General features: G+C 63.8%; 7 protein-coding genes. 2 read left to right on the top strand and 5 right to left on the bottom strand.

Going from position 1 to position 18,813, the window contains the following annotated elements; all coding sequences use genetic code 11:
• Window positions 1-115 precede the first annotated feature (115 nt).
• The 4 genes from AOP77_RS02660 to AOP77_RS02675 form a co-directional block, all read right to left on the bottom strand.
• Window positions 116-11,398 carry an SdrD B-like domain-containing protein gene (locus tag AOP77_RS02660; RefSeq protein WP_062209017.1) on the bottom strand — a complete coding sequence of 3,761 codons (11,283 nt, stop codon included), beginning with the start codon at window positions 11,396-11,398 and terminating at the stop codon, window positions 116-118.
• Between the two features lie 90 nt (window positions 11,399-11,488).
• Window positions 11,489-12,217: a hypothetical protein gene (locus AOP77_RS02665; RefSeq protein WP_152649742.1), complete on the bottom strand. Its 729-nt coding sequence runs from the start codon at window positions 12,215-12,217 to the stop codon at window positions 11,489-11,491.
• Window positions 12,214-13,485, bottom strand: a complete 1,272-nt coding sequence (locus AOP77_RS02670; RefSeq protein ID WP_062209022.1) for a right-handed parallel beta-helix repeat-containing protein — start codon at window positions 13,483-13,485, stop codon at window positions 12,214-12,216. The genes AOP77_RS02665 and AOP77_RS02670 overlap by 4 nt, the downstream gene beginning before the upstream one ends.
• Window positions 13,486-13,588: 103 nt before the next feature.
• Window positions 13,589-14,635, bottom strand: a complete 1,047-nt coding sequence (locus AOP77_RS02675; protein ID WP_084622202.1) for an EamA family transporter — start codon at window positions 14,633-14,635, stop codon at window positions 13,589-13,591.
• 102 nt (window positions 14,636-14,737) lie between these two features.
• Here AOP77_RS02675 and AOP77_RS02680 point away from each other — a divergent pair, with 102 nt between their 5' ends.
• Entirely contained in the window at window positions 14,738-15,271 is a 534-nt protein-coding gene (locus tag AOP77_RS02680) for a CGNR zinc finger domain-containing protein (protein ID WP_062209024.1), read from the top strand.
• Between the two features lie 116 nt (window positions 15,272-15,387).
• On the opposite strand, the gene AOP77_RS02685 is transcribed toward AOP77_RS02680, so the two are convergent.
• The gene (locus tag AOP77_RS02685; RefSeq protein WP_062209026.1) at window positions 15,388-16,830 is read right to left on the bottom strand and encodes a helix-turn-helix transcriptional regulator; all 1,443 of its coding nucleotides are present in this window, start codon (window positions 16,828-16,830) and stop codon (window positions 15,388-15,390) included.
• Window positions 16,831-16,948: 118 nt separating this feature from the next.
• Here AOP77_RS02685 and AOP77_RS02690 point away from each other — a divergent pair, with 118 nt between their 5' ends.
• Window positions 16,949-18,805: a phosphoenolpyruvate carboxykinase (GTP) gene (locus tag AOP77_RS02690; protein ID WP_062209029.1), complete on the top strand. Its 1,857-nt coding sequence runs from the start codon at window positions 16,949-16,951 to the stop codon at window positions 18,803-18,805.
• Window positions 18,806-18,813 lie beyond the last annotated feature (8 nt).

The following is an 18,813-nucleotide window of genomic DNA, read 5'->3' on the forward strand; positions in this document are numbered from 1 at the left end:
GGGTAACAACGTCGACGGCCCACAAACGCCCTGGGACGTCTCCGTTGCGCAACGGCGCTTCAGCACACACGTGGGGCCCCACCAGTTGGTAGGGCCCCACGTGCCTCAGGTTGTACTAGTAGCGCCTACGGCGAGCGGCCATCAACAGCATCAGCGCACCAAGCCCGGCGAGGCCAAGTGCGGCCGCGATCTGCAGGCCCGAGTCCGCTCCCGTCCCTGACAGCTCGGGGACCGAGGTCGGTACCGGAGTCGGCTCAGGGGCTGGCGTGATACTCGCTGCAGGCGTGGGGTCCGGATCCGGCGTGACGGAAGGATCCGGCGCAGGCGCCGGTGGCTCCTCCGTGGGCGGCGAGTTCTGGGGACTCGTCGCGCACTCGGGCGTGGCTGGCGGGTATTGCAAAGTCACCGTGTACTCGGGGTTGACCTTGAACAGCACCTCGACACCTTCGCGGGTCCAGGCGTAGTTGCCATCCGTCTCGACATACGAACCATCGGCCAACTGCTCCCAGCCAGGCCACTGCAGCGGCTCGGTGGCCGATGCGCCCGGCCACAGGATTTCTCCCGAAAGCGGCTGGTTCTCGATCATGTGGTTCTGCGACGGATCCGTCGGGTGCTTGAACGTAATGGTCAGCGGGGCGGCATCCTGGGTGGTGAAACCTTCCGGAAGCTGCAACGAGTAGTTGAGCCACGGGATGTCTCCCACACACTGAGCGACGATGTCTCCCGGCAGAAGCTCGCGCTCGCCCGGTGGTATCTCGAATACGAGGAAGTCGATCGACATATTCGAGAAGTCCTGCGACTGACCGGTGCGCGACTCGGGATCGGTGGTGGGCTCGGTGTCCGCTCCGAGGGTAAAGACGAGTGAACGGACGGCGCCCTTGGAGTACGGGTCCCCAGACACCGGATAGCCGTTGTCGTCCAGGACCGTCTCGTCGTCATCAGGATCGAAGGCCGTGGAACCCTCCCGGTTTCCGGGAGCCGCGGCGAGCGTCGGCCACGTGGACGACACCGTGTACTGCAGGATGTCACCAATCGCGAAGTAGCTAGCCGGGATCTCGATGTAGTAGTCCCCGTTTGGCAGGCCAGTGAACAGGTAGCTACCGTCGGCCGCCGATGTCGCAACGCGTGGGCTACCTTCCGCATCGATCACCGGCGAACCATCGGCGTTGTACAGGCGCAACGTCACACCCGCGTAGCGGCGAGTCTCATCGGCCTCAAGGTGGCCACTGTTGTCCTCGTCGTAACCCAGGACACCGCCCACCTCGACGGAGTAGAACGCGAAGTCAAAGTACAGATGACTGTTAGTGTCCGGCCGCACATCGTCGTTGACAGGGTTCCCCTCGGAACCTTCGCCGGTGGGGAAACTGCCAGCGTCGGTGGTAAACCATGCGCCGTAGATGTCAGCAAATGCTGGAGCATCCTCGCCACGGTCACGACCATCGGCGTCGTACGTCGGGTACTCGCCCGACGCACCATAGGCGCCTTCGAGCACGCCGCCGCTCGCAAAGTTCGATGCGGGGAGCTTGACACGATACTCAGTGCCATCGATCAGCCCCGTGAACAGGTAGAGACCGTCAGCGTCAGTGGTGGTGGTCTGCACCACTGCGCCCGACGAGCGCTCGATGAGTTGCACCGACACACCCACTACGGGAACGTCGACGCCAACGTCGTAGACGCCCACGTTGTCGCGCTCGATCCAGATCTGGTTGCCGACCGATGCCGAGTAGAAGCCGAAGTCAACCGTGAAGTCGGAGCGGTCGTCATCGATTCGGAAGGTGGCCTGCCCGTTGTCCTCTACGGTGTCGTCGTCTGTACGCGACTCCTCGCCAGTGGGCTCGTCATCACCCCGCTCGCCCACGGTGAACTGGCTGGAACGCCAGCCAATCTGCGTGGTCGGGTTGGACGGGTCGAACGCCACAATCGCGTTGGAATCGTTGTTGTTCTCATTGTTCGCGTCCGCAACGCTCACTGTCGTGGCATAGAAGCCAGACAGTGCGCCGGGGACGACAACCTGGGCGCCGGAGACGCCGGTATCGACTTGATTAGCCGGGATGAAGACTGAATACGATCCCGCAGCAAGGTTGGTAAACACGTAACCGCCGTCCTCGTCGGTGACGGTCTCTGCAATCACGGCGCCTGTGTCATCGAGCAACTGAACCAGCACGCCCTCGATTCCGTCCTCGCCTGCCTCGGCGATTCCGTTGTTGTTCCAGTCCTTCCAGACCAGGTTGCCGATGCGGTACAGCGGCACATTCATGAAGCCAAAGTCCACCGACAGGTAGGAGTTGGCGTCAGGCACGCGTCCGGTCACAGCATCCGCAGCGACCTCCGCGGTGCCATCCTCGACGCCGATCACGTCCGCCTCGTCGAGTAGTGCCTCGCCTGTGGCGGGCTTCAGCGCCTTGGATACCGACAGGTAGGAGCCAAGCGTGGCGCCGTCGTTGTCGTTGTCGACGCTCAGCGGCGCAGCACCGGGGCTACGGGGATCCGAAGGCTTGACGGGGTTGCCGTCATAATCGGGAACTTCCTCGATCGCCACAAAGTATGTGTCGCCGTCCTCGAGGTTGCTGAAGTAATAGGTGCCCTCGGCGCCCGTGGTAGTGAAGGCCACGAAGGTGTCCTCCGCCGTGCTGAACACGTCGTCCGCGTCAGCGTCGCGCCACAATTCCACACGTAATCCAACGATTCCGGCTTCGTCAGCGTCGAAGAGGCCGTTGTTCTCGTGGTCGCCAGCGCCCTCGTCGAGCCAGACGACGTTACCGATGCGCAGACCCGTGGTGAAGCCCAGGTCGACCGAGAGATTGGACCTGTCATCGCGAATGTCGGTCCCAGGCTCGTCGCCCTCATCCTCATCTACTGGCTCGTTGTGGTCCGCGGGACCCGCTGCGCCACCGAGCGTGACGACGCCGGTAGCAAAGCCTCCGAGACCCGCATTCGCCACCGCGTTGTTGTCGGAGTCGACATCGTCGTTGGGGCTAGCCACGCTTGCCCCACCCGGACGAATATCCGCGGGAAGCTCCCCGCTCGCGACAAACACGCGGTAGTCGCCCGCGACAAGATCCGCAAAGCGATACTCGCCATCCGAGTCGGTCACCGCCGTGATGGGGCCGGAGCTATCGCTCACCGCTGCGCCCGATCCGTCACGGAGTTCGACGGTGATGCCGGCGATGCCGGACTCATCAGCCGAGTCGAACACACCGTTGTCGTTGTCGTCCCACCAGACGCGGTTTCCGAGTTCGTAGGTCGGCACCGGCGAGAAGCCAACATCCGCGAGTAGGAAGGAGTTGTTATCAGCGATGTCGATGCCCGATGCATCGGCGGAGTCAGCGAGGGCTTCCTCGCCTGCCGCCTCCGCAGTCGCCATACCGCCCGCAGACATGGTCACGCTGGTCGCTACTGCTGCATACGACAGCACGCCATATGTGCCCTCAGCCGCCGTATCGCGGTTATCGACAGTGCCCGATGAGAATGTGGGCGTCGAGTTGCGCGTAGCCGTCGGCGCGTTGGCCACCACCACGATGTACGTCACGTCGTCACGCAAACTCGTGAAGTAGTAGTCACCGATCGCGTTCGTGACCGTCGACGTGACGAGCGGGTCGCTGGCGTCGAGCCCATTGGCCGTGACGTCCTGGAAGAGCTGCACCGTCACGTTGGCAATGCCTGCCTCGTCGCCGTTCAGCTTACCGTCATCCTCTAGCGAGGCGTCGATTTCGCCGTCATCGATGCCGTTGTCAAGGAACACCTTGGAACCCAGGCGGAGCGCCGGGTAGAAGGCGAAGTCCACCGTCAGATCTGATCGACCATCGGCATACGTTGCGCCTGCGGCGTCAGCTGCGGACTCGGCCGAACCCAGCGTCTGGTCAGCGGCGTTGGTATCCGTTTCACCCTCAGGCTCGGCGGAAGCATATTCATCGCTTGAACTACCGAGCGTGAAGACACCGCTGCGTACTGCTGCTCCTGCTACCGGGCCTCCGGTCTCGACACCGACGTTCAGGTTGTCGTCGTCCAAAGTGGCGTCAGGATCGGCGATCACCGTGGTCGACGCAAAATAGTCGTCAAGCACGTCGTTGGTACCGACTCCGAAGGTCGCGTCGGGGATCACTACGTAGTAGTCACCCGCAACAAGACCATCAAAGTAGTAGTGCCCCGTGGCGCTTGTCGTGGTGAATTTCACAAACCCATCCGTGGCGGAGTAAAGCTCTACTCGTACGCCCGCGATCCCTAGTTCGCTGAGGTCAAGGGCGCCGTTGTTGTTGGCGTCCACATAGACCATGTTGCCTACGCGATAGACCGTCGCGTCCACGAAACCGAAGTCCACTGTGAGGTCAGACAAGGCGTCCGCGACATCGAAGGATCCCAGCGCGTTCGCATCGGACTCGTCGAAGCTATCCACTCCCTGGCCCTCGCCGTCGGAGGCAAGTGCGGCATCGGCAGTCAAGGACAGCGTGAACTTCGCGCTCACCGCGATGAATCCCGTCGCCACAGCACCATCGTTGACGCCGTCCGACTTGGCGGTTGAGACCTGCACGGGCGTGACCTTGCGGCCGTCGACCTCGGAACCGCTGGGCTGCGAGCTAGGCACTGCCACCGAGTAGGCACCCGGGGCGACGCCCTCGAATAGGTAATGTCCGTTCGCGTCAGTCGTGGTGGTCTGCGCCACGTCACCGAGGCCATCCAGCAGCTGAACTCTCACACCTGCCAGTACCGGCTCGTCGTCATTCATGACGCCGTTCTCCGCAAGCGAGGGATCACCGTTGCCGTTGTCGAGCCACAGTGTGGAACCCACGCGCATGAGCGGCGAGAAGCCAAAGTCGACTGAGAAGTTGGAATGCGCGTCTGAGCCATTGGCCCAGTCCCCATCTGACTCCTCGTCGGCTCCCTCAAGTACCGTCGTTTCGTCGGTGGGCTCGCTCGCTCCAGCGCGCACGGCACCACCCAGGGCAATCTCGGCACTCAACACGGTCGCATTGGTGGCGATTCCATTGTCGTCGTTGTCGCCGTCCTGCACGTCCGTGCTGTAGACGTCCACCGAGGATGAGCGCAGGTTGGCCAGAGCGTCCGCATCGAACAGGTCACCCTCTGCCGTCGTGATCCACCCGTCGGTATCTGCCGCGTCAAATGACGCCTGCTGATCCAGGTTGATGTAGACGCGGTAGCCACCAGCGACGAGGTTCTCGAATGAGTAGTAGCCATCTGCATCGGTCACCGTAGCGTCGATCGTCGACCCGAGCGTATTGCGTAGCTCAACGACAACGCCCGCGATGCCCGCCTCCTCGGCGGTGAACTTGCCATCGTCATCGCGGTCGTACCAAACCTTGTTGCCAATTCGGTAGACGGGCACCTCAACAAGACCCAGATCTACGGTGAGGTTCGAGTTGTTGTCGGCGAATTCGTGCGACGATCCGGCATTGGCGAGCTCCTCGGCCAAGTCCGCCTTGTCATCATCCTGCTCCCCAGTGGGCTGAGCGCCCACCGCGAGTGTGACGAGGTTGCTTACTGCGACGTATTCGGTGGCCGAGGTGCCGTGATCGCCGTTGTCAGTCAGATCGGTGCCAGTGGAGGATAGCGCGGGACCTGACCACGATGCGTTGGCTCCACCGGACGGAATCACCACAAAGTACTTGGCTGCGCGGAGGTGTTCGAACAGGTAGTTTCCCGTCGCATCAGTCTGCACGGCGCCGATGCTGGCACCGGACTGATCAATGGTCACCTGAGCATCGGAGGATGCATCGAACACGCCGTCGCCGTTGTCTGCGAAAAGCTGAACGGTGAGGCCGGACAGCGGCACTTCGCCAGCTGCGGAGTCGAAATCAGCGTCATCGTCGGTGGAGGCCACCGCCGTGGCGTTGCCGTCCTGGTCGCGGAACACGAGGTTGCCCAGGCGGAGTCCGTAATAGAAACCAAAGTCGACCGACAAGTTAGAGCGGTCGTCGCGCAGGACTCCGTCCTCGTCGAGCGTCGCGACGCCGTCTCGCAGGGTCTCACCTGTGAGCTCGGAGTGGTCGTCGTCACCGTCTCCCACCACAATCGCGCCGGAGGTCCAACCGGCCGGGCTAGTCAATACCGAGCCGTTGTTGTCGTTATCGACACTGGGCTCGCCGGCAGTAGCATCGTCCGTTGTCACGGCACCCCCGAGGACGGCTGCGTTCGCGCCTGCCTTAGAGATCACCGCCCGGTAGGTCCCAGCGGGAAGGTTATCGAACACATAGTGGCCGTCCTGGTCCGTCACCACTGCGGTGACGGCATCGCCATCGAGGTCGACAACCGCAGCACCCGAGAGCGTCTGCAATTGAACAGTGACGCCGGGGATCCCCGGCTCACCCGAGTCGGCGGCGCCATCATTGTTGAAGTCTGACCACACCAGGTTTCCAATGCGGTAGCCGGGCACCGGCGAGAAACCAAAGTCGACCTCAAGCTGCGAGTTGTAGTCCAACTTAGCGACTCCAGTGACAGCCGTGGCGAGAGCCTCAGAGTCACCAGCGCCAAAGTCACCGGCTTCGTCCGTGGGTTCGGTGCCGTAGTTCAGCACGATCGGGCCAGAGACGGAGTAACCGCTGCTCAAGGCACCGTCATTGTCGTCATCGTCGGTCTCGGCAGTCGCCGCTCGCGTAGCGGTCGACGGGCGTAGCCCATCGAGTCCGTCCTGATCCATGTCAACCCGAACAAAGTACTGCCCGGCGTCCAGCCCGTCGAACACGTAGGTGCCGTCCTCGTTGGAGGTCACGGTCCCGACCTCACCCGTCGAGTCGTCTCCTGCAGGCTCAAACACGCCGTCGCCATCCACGTCACGCCACAGGTTGACGTCAACGTCGTCGATACCGAACTCGCCGTCTTCGGCCAACCCGTTGTCCTCGTTGGCCCAGTCAAACGTTGAGGAGTCAACGCGACCGTTGTCGAGCCAGACCAGCGAACCTAAGCGAAGCGGCTGATAGAAGCCCAGGTCGATGCTCAGATTGGAGCGCGCGTCGCCATGCGCCCAACTATCGGAATCCGTCTCGTCTGTGGGCTCAGAGGCGTCGAAAATGTCATCGTCCGCACCCAGTGTGAACGTGTTGGTGACCGTCTTCGCGCCCGCGGCGGCCTGGAGGCCGTTTGCATTGTTGTCACCGTCAGAGTCCGCGTCCGACTCGAAGCCCGCGCCGGTGGAGGCGCGCAGCCCCTCGAGCACAGCCGCATCATCGAACTGACTCGCCGGGATCTCGACGTAGTACTCGCCCGCGTCGAGACCCTCAAAAACATAGGCGCCGTCATCGGTGGAAGTTGACGCCACGAGGGAGTCGTCGGATGCCCGGCGCAGGTCTACCGTGACGTCGTCGATGCCGTCTTCGCTGGCATCCTTGACACCGTCATTGTCGAGGTCTTCCCACACCAGGTTGCCCACGCGATAAGTCGGCACGGCGGTGAAGACAAAGTCAATGTTGAGATTCGCTTGCTCGTCAGAGTACTGCGCCGCAGGGTCGCCCCAGGTGGGAACCACGAGAAGGTCGGAATCCGACGAGCCCGCGTGGCCCTCGTAACTCATGGCAAAGGACTTGGTCACGGCAGTCCAGCCATTCGCGATGTCTCGCACACCGTCATCGTTCGCGGCGTCCGAGCCAGACTCAGAGATCTCAGTGTTGGTAGCGCTCGGGTTGGTACTTGCGCCCGGAACTGAGGCGTAGCCAGCAAGAGCTGAGGGCTCCGAAGCCGAACTCTGGTCTGCAGGAACCCCCACTTTGTAGGTTCCTGGCTTGACGTTCGTGAACCAGTAGTCGCCGTTGCTGTCGGTCTCGGTGCTGCCGATTACAGCATCCTCATCCGCCGCGTCGAGAAGTTCAACCAGGATGCCCTCGCCTGCCACGTCATCGGCTTCGTTGTCGCCGTCCGTGTCCAGGAACAGCGTGGATCCAATGGCGAGCGGACGGGTGCCGATCTCGGCATCATCCTCGTCGTCCTCGTACTTCACGAAGGGGTCGCGGTCGAGGTTGTTCGGGGTGGAGTCGACGTCCTGCACGTACGCCGGCGGCGTGTTGTCGCCGTCAGCGTCATTGTCGAATGCCCAAATGTGCGCCTGGTTAACCCAGGTAGTCAGGGTGGCGGGGGTGATGTCGATCAGCACAGTGAATTCGACCGACTCGCCTGACTCCAAGGTATCGATGGTGAACTGATCGGCGCCGTCGAAGGCTACTTCGCGGTCATTTGAGGCATCAGACGCGATGGTCGCGGGGTAGAGCGATCCCGTGGCTGCCGTGTCGATCGTCATCTCGGCACCGGGAAGATCCTCGACCACGATCTCGTACGCCTGATTTTCTCCCTCGTTGGTGACGGTAATCACGAACGGCACCTGGTCGGGATACGGGGCGCCAACCACGTCATTGGGATCCGCGAGGCTCTTGCTCAATGCGAGGTCGTAGAGCGGCACGGACGCAACATCGTGGTCGTCCTCGTCCAGTACTCCGGACGTGTTGACAACAGAGGCGACCCCCGTGTTGGTGAAGTGCTTGCCAGCCGTCTCATCGTCCTCGACGGCGCCGTCGTTACCCAACGCGGAATCCGCGATCGAGTCGACGTCATAGACAAGGCCAGAAGTGGAATCACCGTTGGCGGGATTGCCGTCGGTGTCGTAGTAGCTGATCTCGCTGTTGTTGACCAACGGCGAGTCGGCGGCGGTCACCCCCGCGGCGACCTGCAAGGTGATCGAGAACGTGACGCTCTCGCTGGCAGCCAGCTCCGGAATAGTAATCGACGGAACGGCGGCAGAGCCATTGCCCGTCACTACCCAATCAACCGTCGAGGAGCTTGTGGTGCCGCTGAAGGCGAGGCTCGTGGACTGCGCCTCGGTAAGCGGCGTGAATGAATCGGTGTCGATATAGTCCACCACACGCACCGGCTTGATGGCCTGCGAGGTCTGGTTGATCACGGTGACGTCAAACGTCACGGCGGCGTTGCCTGCGACGTATGAGCCAGTCATCGTCTTGTACTTCTTCGTCAACGCCAGGTCCACCGGCACGTACCGCACAAACCCGGTGTCGAGGGTGTGGTCGTTCTCGCCGGGATTAGTATCCGCCGCGGAGATGCTGATGCCCGGGAACCACCCCGAGCCGAGCACGCCGGTTCCGGAGACCGTGGCGTCGGAGTCAATAGCATTCGACTGACCCGGGTATGCGTTCGAGGCGAGCGCCACGTCCTTCTTGGTAGGCACCAGGTCAAAGAGCTTTCCGCCGCTTTGGTAGTCAGCTGACTTGCCGACCCGTACGGTGAACCCCTCGCGGAACTTGAGGCCGCCGCCGATGCTGTCCGAAGAAGACGCGTTGGCCTGCGTCGTGTCGGTGGTGAAGCGGTACGCACCGGCGCCGTCGGTAATCGCGGTGCCCACGACAGCGTTGGACGAGTTGACAAGCTGAACCGTGACGCCGGAAATCCCAGCCTCGCTCGGGTCCTGAATGCCGTTGCCGTTAAGGTCGCGCCAGACCAGATTTCCTACTTCCAGGGGTGCGGAGTCGCACAGCGCCTCGAGGTCTCCGAGTCCGTTGGCTTTGCCCCAGTACGTTTGTGGGTTGGTGGCCAGGTTCGGGTCGGCGCTCGCAGGATTGATCTTTCCAGAGTTGTTGTAGACAGCATAGGAGCCCAACTGCCCACCGTTGTCGCTCTTCTTGAGGTTGATGACACCGTTCTCGTCGTAGCGGTTGTTGACCTGAGCCGCTGCGGCGTTGCTGGTGTAACCGCGCGGGTCGTAGGACGTGGACAATACGCCGGCCTTGAGAGGCAGGTTCACGAGTGCGCCCATGGCGCCCTCTTCCCAGCTGTCGGAGGCGTCGTCTCCGTTGAAGTACTCGGTCCCGGAGTGCGAACAGCCCGCGGCTCCCTCGATGACGAAGCCTCCGCCGCTCACCGCGCACGCCTGGAGCGTGTCGCCGAGGCCACGGGGGTACGGGTTCGAGGCTTCCAACTTGCCGTTGCCAGGAACCTGGTCGCCATACCGGTCACGGATACCCAGGATGAGGTTCGCGCCATCGAACTCGATGTCTGAGAGCATCGGCTGGGGCTGAATCTCGCGCCCCTGGTTGTTGTTGGTCGGCGAGGTCTTGCGATCCGAGTCGGCCCACGCCTGTTCGAAGTGCCACGCGTTCCAGCGGTCGATGTCCTGGCTACGGTTGTCCCTGATGTTCACTTCGTCATTGCGGCGAATCTGCTGTTCGTTGTCGACATCCGCGTTGAGAACCATGGTCCATGCCCCTGCGCCTGAGTTTCCGGCGGGGTCAAGGGTCCACACGTAGTACCTGAGCTTGTCGTTCGCGGCGTCGTTGAACGTCTCAGACTCGCCGGAACACACGGCGCCCACGTGTAGCACTCCGCCGGGGCTCATCCCTAAACCAAAGGGACGGACATCCGCCGCGGCGCAGCCGGCGACCGTAGTCGGAACAGCGAAGGACTTGATGTCACTTGCGACCAGCGCGGACGTCTTGGTGGTGGGCACCTGGTAGACCTTGCGGTCGTTGAGTCCCACCACGTAGAGCAGGCGGCCGTCGTGAGAAGCCTCGAGGTCACCGAGGCCACGCTTACCGATCAGATCTGCCGTGGCAGAGTCGTTGATCCAGGTGGTGCTCGACTTGGGGTGCGGGTTCGCTCCGCCGGGACTGTTCGAGAACAAGGTGTTGAGATTGACGAGAGTCGAGAATGTCGAACCGCTCTGGCGGTAAATGGTCGCGACGCCGTTGTCCGTCAGGAATGGAGCCTTGCGGCGCAGATACGACGAGGTGAACACGTCCCCGGTCACCGGGTCCGAAGCGATGCCGTACAGCGCGCCAGTATTGTCGCCCCTGGTCAGAGTGGTATTCGCGTTGCTGGCGTTGGCGTAGCTCTCCGCCTGGCTGTAGCTAAAGCTCAGCAGGCCCGTGTTGTTGAGGTACGACTTGTTGGCGTCGGACACCGCCCAGGGAAACACCGTGGTGCAAAGTGTGGGGTTGTTCTGGCAGTAGTCGCCAGGCTGTTCGACAGCGAAGTCGACCCCCGAGGCGGAGCTGTCGCCCGCGAGGGGCACAATCTGGACTGAGGTCTTGTTGTTGGTGCCGATGCGTGAGGATTCGTAGCCGGAGGGGACGGCCATCTCAACTCGTAGGGGGCCGGCAGCGCTACCGGTCGCGATTGTGTAGGTACCGTTAGCGGCGGTGGTCGCGGAGTACGAGGTCCCCGCGTCGTCGTACGCGTAGATCTTGACGCTGCCGACGCCCACGTCCTCGGCATCCTTGACACCATCGTGGTCATAGTCGTTGAACACCGTGCCCGTCAGTTGGGACGCAGCCGCCGATGCGGGGACTGCGACCAACGTCAACCCAAAACTAGCGAGCAACAGCACCAAGGCGCCGGCAACAACGGGACGGACCATATAGGCGCGCGACAACAGACCAGAAAAGTTCACAACACTCCCTCAGCATTCGTAAGAACCGAGTGAAATGTATCCGAGTAGCAGGATCAATCCCTAGTGAAAGTGTGACCTAGGCCACTTCCTTTACTCAATCGTTATGAGGATGTCCGTTATGTCTTGGATGGGAGTCACTTCCGTGGCGGCCGGCAGAACGATGTCTCGCGGTCCCTGGTCGGCTAGCTCCACGACCACCGGGCGAGTGCCATCGGAGTTATTGCCCTCAAAACGCACCATCACCGTACCGTCAGCCTCGAGCCAGACACGCGTGGCGTCGCCGTACTGAAACACGTCAGCCTCGATGCCGGTGGAGTCGTCGGTGCGCAGCCACTGCACGCCATTCTGCTGGATCAGGAGCGAGTTCTCGCGTTGAGGTGCAGCCAGAGCCGTAACCACCGCGATGAGCGAGTCAAGCTCGTAGGTCGCGGGGTCCGCCGGGCGTCCCACCCAGGGCTGCGCGTCGCGGCCAAAGGCCGCCGCGGCATCGGGCAGGTCCGGGTAGTTCACCAGCACCGAGTCGCCCAACCAGGCAACCTCATCAACCCCGGCAAGGTCGCCATCGGCCTGCACGAGCGCGCGTCCCGCGCCTCCCACTAAGTCGACGTCGCCGTCCAGGGTAATGCTCTGGCCATCGGGCATCACCGCGCGCACCACAAAACTCGCGCCGCCCGCATCGTAGTTCTCAAAGAACGTGTCCGCGATGCGGTCCGCCTCGTCGTTGGTCACGGGACGCGGCCCCTCGTCCGCGGGGGAGCACGCCGCGAGTGCGAGCGCAGCCACCACGGCAAGCGCGCCGGCGCGCATCATTGACTTCACGCGGACGGCACCGTGATGGCATCTAGATCGGGGAACGTGGGCTCCGCGGGCAACCGAGCGGGCGCGACCGTCAGATCTCCCGGCATGGTGGTCTGCGCCGGTGGCGCATCCATGGCCCGGTAGTCCACTCCCGCGGGGTCACGCGGATAGCGGAGGTCCACCTCTTCAAGGGTGTGTTCCTGGCCGTCACACGGCATGAGCGTCTCGATGTCCTCGGGAAGCGACGTGGTGAAGTCATTGTCCTGGAAGCAATTGCCTGCGCTAGTCGTCACGGCGGACGATGGCCCATAGATTAGATCCGTCCCGTTGTCGCGGAGCACGTTGCCCTCGATGACGTTGCCCTCGGGGTCAAACGGATTGAACCCCACCACGCCAATGCCGAACACGTCGTGTCCGGTCACGAGGTTGCGTGCGACATAGTTCGCGATGCCGCCGCCAATCGCGATGCCCCCACCAAAGAAGCCGCGCGAGATGGGCGGGGTGTCCTCGTTGTCGTTGTCCTCAATCACGTTGCCCACGACGAAGGTCTCTCGCTGCGGGCTGAGGAGTTCCTGCGTCTGCGAGTTGGGGGTGAGACCCAGGCGGTTGCCACGGAACGTCGAGTTGACTACGTAGACCTTGCCCGACGCGTTGGTGCCGTAGTACCCGATCGCGTTGTTCTCCATGGTGACGCCGTCGATCACGGTATTGCACGGGTCGCATTGGCCCACATACAGACCGGAATCTGGGTGACCGCTGGCGTACACGTTTTCGATCACGCCGTTACGGCTTTGGAAGGCGTAGATGCCATACAGGCCGTTGTTGTAGCTAGTGACGTAGTCCACGTGGAAGCGTTCGAGGTGAGGAACCGTGCCGTCGTCATCGGTCTCCGGGGGGTCCCGGTAGTCGTCCTCAAAGTGCCCGAGCTCCCCGGTGCCGGTGAAAATGACCCCGTTGTGGCGGTACGAGTGCACTGTCAGGTTCTCAATGCTCACGCCGTCACCGGTCACGATGAACGCCGAGCGCAGGTCGTCGCCGCCATCAAAGATCACCTCGTTGCGGTGAAGCCCCCGCACCGTCACGTCATCGACATCCACCGAGATCTCCTCGGTGTACGTGCCAGGCGAAATCAGGATGAGGTCGCCGGGTACCGCGTCATCAACCGCGTCTTGAACTGTGGCGTAGTCCCCCGGCACCTCGATCGTGCCAGGGTCGCGCGACGATGAGCAGGCGGACAGTCCGACTGCGCAGAGCAGTGCGCAGACGGCGGCGGCAATCGAGCGAATCATGCTGACAGTGTAGGCAACGCCACGGTGCAGCCCGCCCGCCCTGTTCGCTCAGCCCCATCGGCCGATGCCGCGGCGAGCTACCGGGCGGGGGCAAACCACCGCGTCACACCGGAACGGCGACCACCGGGTCGGTCACGGCGCGCTTGCGCTTGCCGCGTGGCTTCTCGCCCACCTTCACTAGCACCACGCCCGCGAGCACCAACGCAGCTCCGCCCATTTGAATCGGCATGGGCGCCTGACCCAGAAGCAGCCACGCGAAGATGGCGGCGGCGATCACCTCGGAGAGCGCCACGAAGGAACCCAGCCGCGAGCCCAGACGACGGGTCGCAGCGATGCCCGTCACGTAGGACACGGCACCGGTAATCACTCCCAGCACCAGTAGTACTGCCCACCAGGGCGCCGCGAAGGTCACGAACTGCACGTCGCCAAAGCCCACCGTGATCGGGAGAACGCCGACGAGAGCGGCTGCGCCAAGCACCACGAGAGCCACCAACAGCCCGCCAGCGGCGAGGGTCATAGGCGGAAGGCCGTTGCTCTCGTCCCCAGAGATCACAAAGTAAACCGCGGCGCCGACCATGGCCGCCAGCGCCCACGCCACGCCCACCAAGGAGATGCGACCGCCGCCTAGGACATCGAGCAGCAGCACCAGGCCGAATGCCGCTACGCCCGCCCCCATCACCGTCAAAGCGGAGGGGCGCGCGCCTTGGCGCACCCACAGCCACAACACCACGGCGACCGGTGCCGTGTACTCAATGAGGAGCGCGACGCTCACATCCAGGTAGCCGATGGCCAGGAAGTAGCAGAGTTGTGCGCCGGCCACGGCGAAGACGCCATAGGCGACCACGGTGCCGATGCTGCGCCTCAACAGGCCCCAGCGTCCGCGAAGGGCGAGGATACCAGGCACGATGAGCACAGCGGTGGCGATGGCCACGCGCACCAGAGTTGCCGCACCCGCGCTCCAACCCAAATCCATCAGGCCACGCGCGAGGCTGCCCGACAAGCCGAACGATGCTGCGGCGGCGAGCGCGAAGAGCAGGCCCGAACCCAGGCGCGACGGCGCCCCAGAGACCGGCGAGCCGGGCGCGCCAGCTGCCGGCAACGACGCCGCCTGGCCACTAGCGGGCGCAATGATCCGCGGTGCCTTAGTCATGCTTGATTTCGTCGCGCTTTTCATTGTCGCCTCCCTAGATGAGTCATTAGTCAAAGTCCGTATGGCTCATTACGATAATCGCCCGAGTGGTAATGTGTCAACATGACGTTTGCCAATGACACGCGCGAGGCGCTGGAGTCTGGCGTACTGCTGTCGAACTCGGAACTAGAGCCCGACACCTTGACCACCATGGACGAGCTCGTGGAGTACTTTGACGGCTTCACTTACACGGGCTCGCGGCCCACCGCACGCGACCTCGAAGAGGTGCGCGCGATCCGCTCAACCTTGCGCTCACTGTTCACCGCGTCCCGCGACGGAGCCGTCCCGCTGGTGAACGAGATCCTCGCCGACCAAGGCGCCCTGCCGCAGCTGGTTCGCCACGGCGACGTCGACTGGCACGTGCATGCAACGGACGACGACCGCCCGCTCGCGGAGCGCATTTTGGTGGAGTCTGCGATGGCGATGATCGACGTCATTCGCGCGGACGAGATGAGCCGCTTTGGCCGCTGCGAGATGGACGACTGCGACGGGATCGTGCTGGACCTCTCGCGCAACCGGTCACGCAAGTACTGCTCCACCACGTGCACCAATCGCGCCGCCGTCAGCGCCTACCGCGCCCGTCAGGCCGACGAGTAGCCACCGCCCGGCCCCGCTCTTGTCCTGGCAGTACATGAGTGCGGATTGAGCGCCAAATTCCGCACTCATGTACTGCTAGGAAGTAAGCGGCAGCAACGGGCGGCGAGGAGATCGCGCTAGACGTGCCCGCCGTCCCCCGCATGTGCCTCAAGAAACTCGTAGAGTTCGCGGTCGTCGACTCCGGGGTACGTGCCGTGCGGCAACGGCGAGAAGATGTGCGCGTGCACGCGAGCGCTGGCCCACGCCTGACCCGTCCACCTTTGTGCGAGACCGTCGTCGGGACGCCGGCAGCAGGTGAGGTCCGGGCACCGCGACGTGGCACGGTGCGGCGACTCGCGCCCGCGGAACCACTTGGACTCGCGGTACGGAACCCCCAGGGTGATCGCGAATTCATCGTTGGAACCAATGCCGGTTTGCGTGGACTCGAAAAAGGTGCCGTGCGGGGTGTCCGTGTACTGGTAGTGCTCGGTGGTGCGTGTGGTCCGCCCCAGCGCCTGACGCGCACCCCAGTACCGGCACACAATCTCACCTTCGGTGGACCCGGTGGCGTCCAGAGGAAGCGGGAGGCCGTCATTTTCGTACGCGCGCACCACCGCACCGTCGCCGCTAACCCGCAGAAAGTGCAGTGGGATGCCCAAGTGCTCGGTCGCGAGGTTGGTGAAGCGCAGTGCAGCCGCCTCGTGGGTCACGCCGAACGCGTCGCGAAAGTCCTCGATCGCGATGGTGCGGTTGTCTTTCGCGGCCTGCAGGAAGTCCACCGAGGCGCGACGAGGCATCAGGCATGCAGCCGCGTAGTAACTCGCCTCGAGTCGCTGAAGCAGAAAATCCCGGTAGCTGGTGGGGGCCTTGTGCTCGAGCACGACGTGGGCAACGGCCTGCAGCGCCAGGGATCGCAACCCGTGCCCCCCTGGGATGGACGCCGGCGGGATGTAGATGCGGCCGTTCTCGAGGTCCAGCACCGAGCGCGCGGAGTGCGGCAGGTCATCCACGTGGATGATGGACAGCCCCACTCGGTCCGCCATCTCTGCCACCGTACGGTGTGTCAGCGCGCCCGTAGCGTGACCCACGGCCGCGGTCGCCTGGTCCGCCAGCACCTCGATGTCCGGCAGATAGTTGTTCTGCTCGCGTAGCCACCAGCGCATCTTGGTATTCGCTCGCCGCGCCTCCTCGGGCGTCGCGATCGCCAACCGCGCGCGCCGGTCCAGTTCGCGGTGCATACCCACGATCGCACGCAGCGTCTGGTCATTCATGCCGCGGGTCGCCTTGATCGTCGGCAGACCCAACTCGCGGTAGGCCGAATTCGACTGGGCCCGATGCAGGTCCAATTCAAGCGCGGCGCGCTCCGTAGGCGGGGCCTCGTCAAGCAGGTCCGTGACCGACACATTGAACGCGTCCGCGAGCGCGGTGAGCACCGACAGCCGCGGCTCGCGCTTGCCGTTCTCCATGAGTGACAACTGACTGGCGGCCACATCGATGCGCTCGCTCACCTGGTCAAGCGTGAGCCCGGCCGCGGAGCGGAAGTGGCGAATTCGTAGGCCGATCATCGCAATATCGGGCATTAACTTCTCGCAATCTAAAGAATTGCAGTTCTTTCGCCCAATAGTGCCACGACGTGGTGCAAAAGTCACCGTAACGTCGAGAACACGAGCAAGTTTAGTTGGAACTAAAGGAGACGACATGACCTTCACCGACATCCGCCCCCACACCTCCCACCGCGCACCCCGCATCGCGACGCCGTCCGTCGTGGCCTGGGTCGAGCGCATCGCTGCCCTCACTGAACCCGACGCAATCTACTGGTGCGACGGCTCCGACGCCGAGCGCCAGCAACTCTTCGCGGGCATGGTCGACTCCGGCACCCTGACCGCACTCAACCCGAACTTGCGCCCCGGCTCCTACCTCGCTCGCTCCAACCCCGACGACGTCGCCCGCGTGGAGTCCCGCACCTTTGTGTGCCCCAAGAACGAGGCCGACGCTGGCCCCACCAACAACTGGGTCGAGCCCGGTGAGATGCGCGACAAGATGAAGGACGTGTTCGAAGGCTCGATGCGCGGACGCACCATGTACGTGGTGCCGTTCGCGATGGGCCCCGTGGGCAGCCCCATGGCCCGCTACGGCGTCCAGGTCACGGACTCCCCCTACGTGGTGGTGAGCACCGGGACCATGACCCGCATGGGCGCCGCAGCGCTCGGTCAGATCAGCGAAAACACCGCCTGGGTTCCCGCCATTCACTCGGTGGGCGCTCCGCTGGCCCACGGCGAGCAGGACGTCGCCTGGCCGTGCAACCCCACCAAGTACATCGTCCACTTCCCTGAGACTCGCGAGATCTGGTCCTACGGCTCGGCCTACGGTGGCAACGCGATCCTCGCGAAGAAGGCCTTCGCGCTGCGCATCGCCTCAACCTTGTCCCGCTCCGAGGGCTGGATGGCGGCCCACATGCTGCTGCTCAAGGTGACCGATACGGCGGGAACCGTCTCGCACGTCGCCGCCGCCTTCCCGAGCGCATGCGGAAAGACGAACTTCGCGATGATGACCCCCACGGTTCCGGGCATGAAGGTGGAGACGATCGGCGACGACATCGCCTGGCTAGCCCCCGACTCCGACGGCAAGCTTCGCGCCATCAACCCCGAGGCAGGGTTCTTTGGTGTTGCCCCTGGCACCGGCGTGGATACCAACCCCATCGCGATCGACACCCTGACGCACGACACGATCTTCACGAACGTCGCGCTCACCGACGATGGTGATGTCTGGTGGGAGGGTCTCACCGAGGAGGCCCCCGCGCACCTCATTGACTGGAAGGGCAACGACTGGGCCCCTGGCTCGGCCACCCCCGCCGCGCACCCCAACTCGCGCTTTGCAGTCGCCGCGGCGCAGTGCCCCACCATCGCCGATGACTGGGAGGCTCCCGAGGGCGTCGTGGTGGACGCCCTCATCTTTGGCGGCCGCCGCGCCACCAACATTCCGCTCGTCGCGCAGGCCCGCAGCTGGGAGCACGGCGTGTACATCGGCTCCACGCTCGCATCGGAGCGCACCGCCGCGGCCGAGGGCACCCTCGGCGAATTGCGCCGCGACCCGTTCGCAATGCTCCCCTTCGCCGGTATGCACATGGCTGATCACTGGCAGCACTGGCTGGACCTCGGGGATGTACTGAGCAAGAGCTCGACTCCTCCGCCCATCTTCCAGGTGAACTGGTTCCGCAAGGGCTCGGACGGCTCGTTCCTGTGGCCGGGATTCTCGGAGAACTCGCGCGTGCTGGAATGGATCCTCGCCCGTGCCCACGGAGAGGTCGCCGCGGATTCTGGACCCTTTGGACTGGTGCCGCGTGAGGGCCAGATCGACTTCGAGGCCGCCGGCATCGACCGCGACGCCTGGCTCGAGCTGTTCGCGCTCGACCACGACGCGCTCCGTGCCGAGGCCCGCGACACCGTTGGCTACCTCGACAGCATGGGCTCGCGGGTGCCTCACGAGCTTCACACGGAGCACCGCCTCATGCAGGACAGGCTCGCGAACGCCCGTCGTCTCAGCAGCGAGGGTTAGTGAAACCA

It is taken from the genome of Demequina oxidasica (assembly GCF_000975115.1).
Lineage (GTDB): Bacteria > Actinomycetota > Actinomycetes > Actinomycetales > Demequinaceae > Demequina > Demequina oxidasica.

Coding starts and splice junctions, on each gene's coding strand:
- AOP77_RS02690 (WP_062209029.1), top strand. CDS start 16,949: ATGACCTTCACCGACATCCGCCCCCACACCTCCCACCGCGCACCCCGC.
- AOP77_RS02675 (WP_084622202.1), bottom strand. CDS start 14,635: ATGACTAAGGCACCGCGGATCATTGCGCCCGCTAGTGGCCAGGCGGCG.
- AOP77_RS02670 (WP_062209022.1), bottom strand. CDS start 13,485: ATGATTCGCTCGATTGCCGCCGCCGTCTGCGCACTGCTCTGCGCAGTC.
- AOP77_RS02680 (WP_062209024.1), top strand. CDS start 14,738: ATGACGTTTGCCAATGACACGCGCGAGGCGCTGGAGTCTGGCGTACTG.
- AOP77_RS02685 (WP_062209026.1), bottom strand. CDS start 16,830: ATGCCCGATATTGCGATGATCGGCCTACGAATTCGCCACTTCCGCTCC.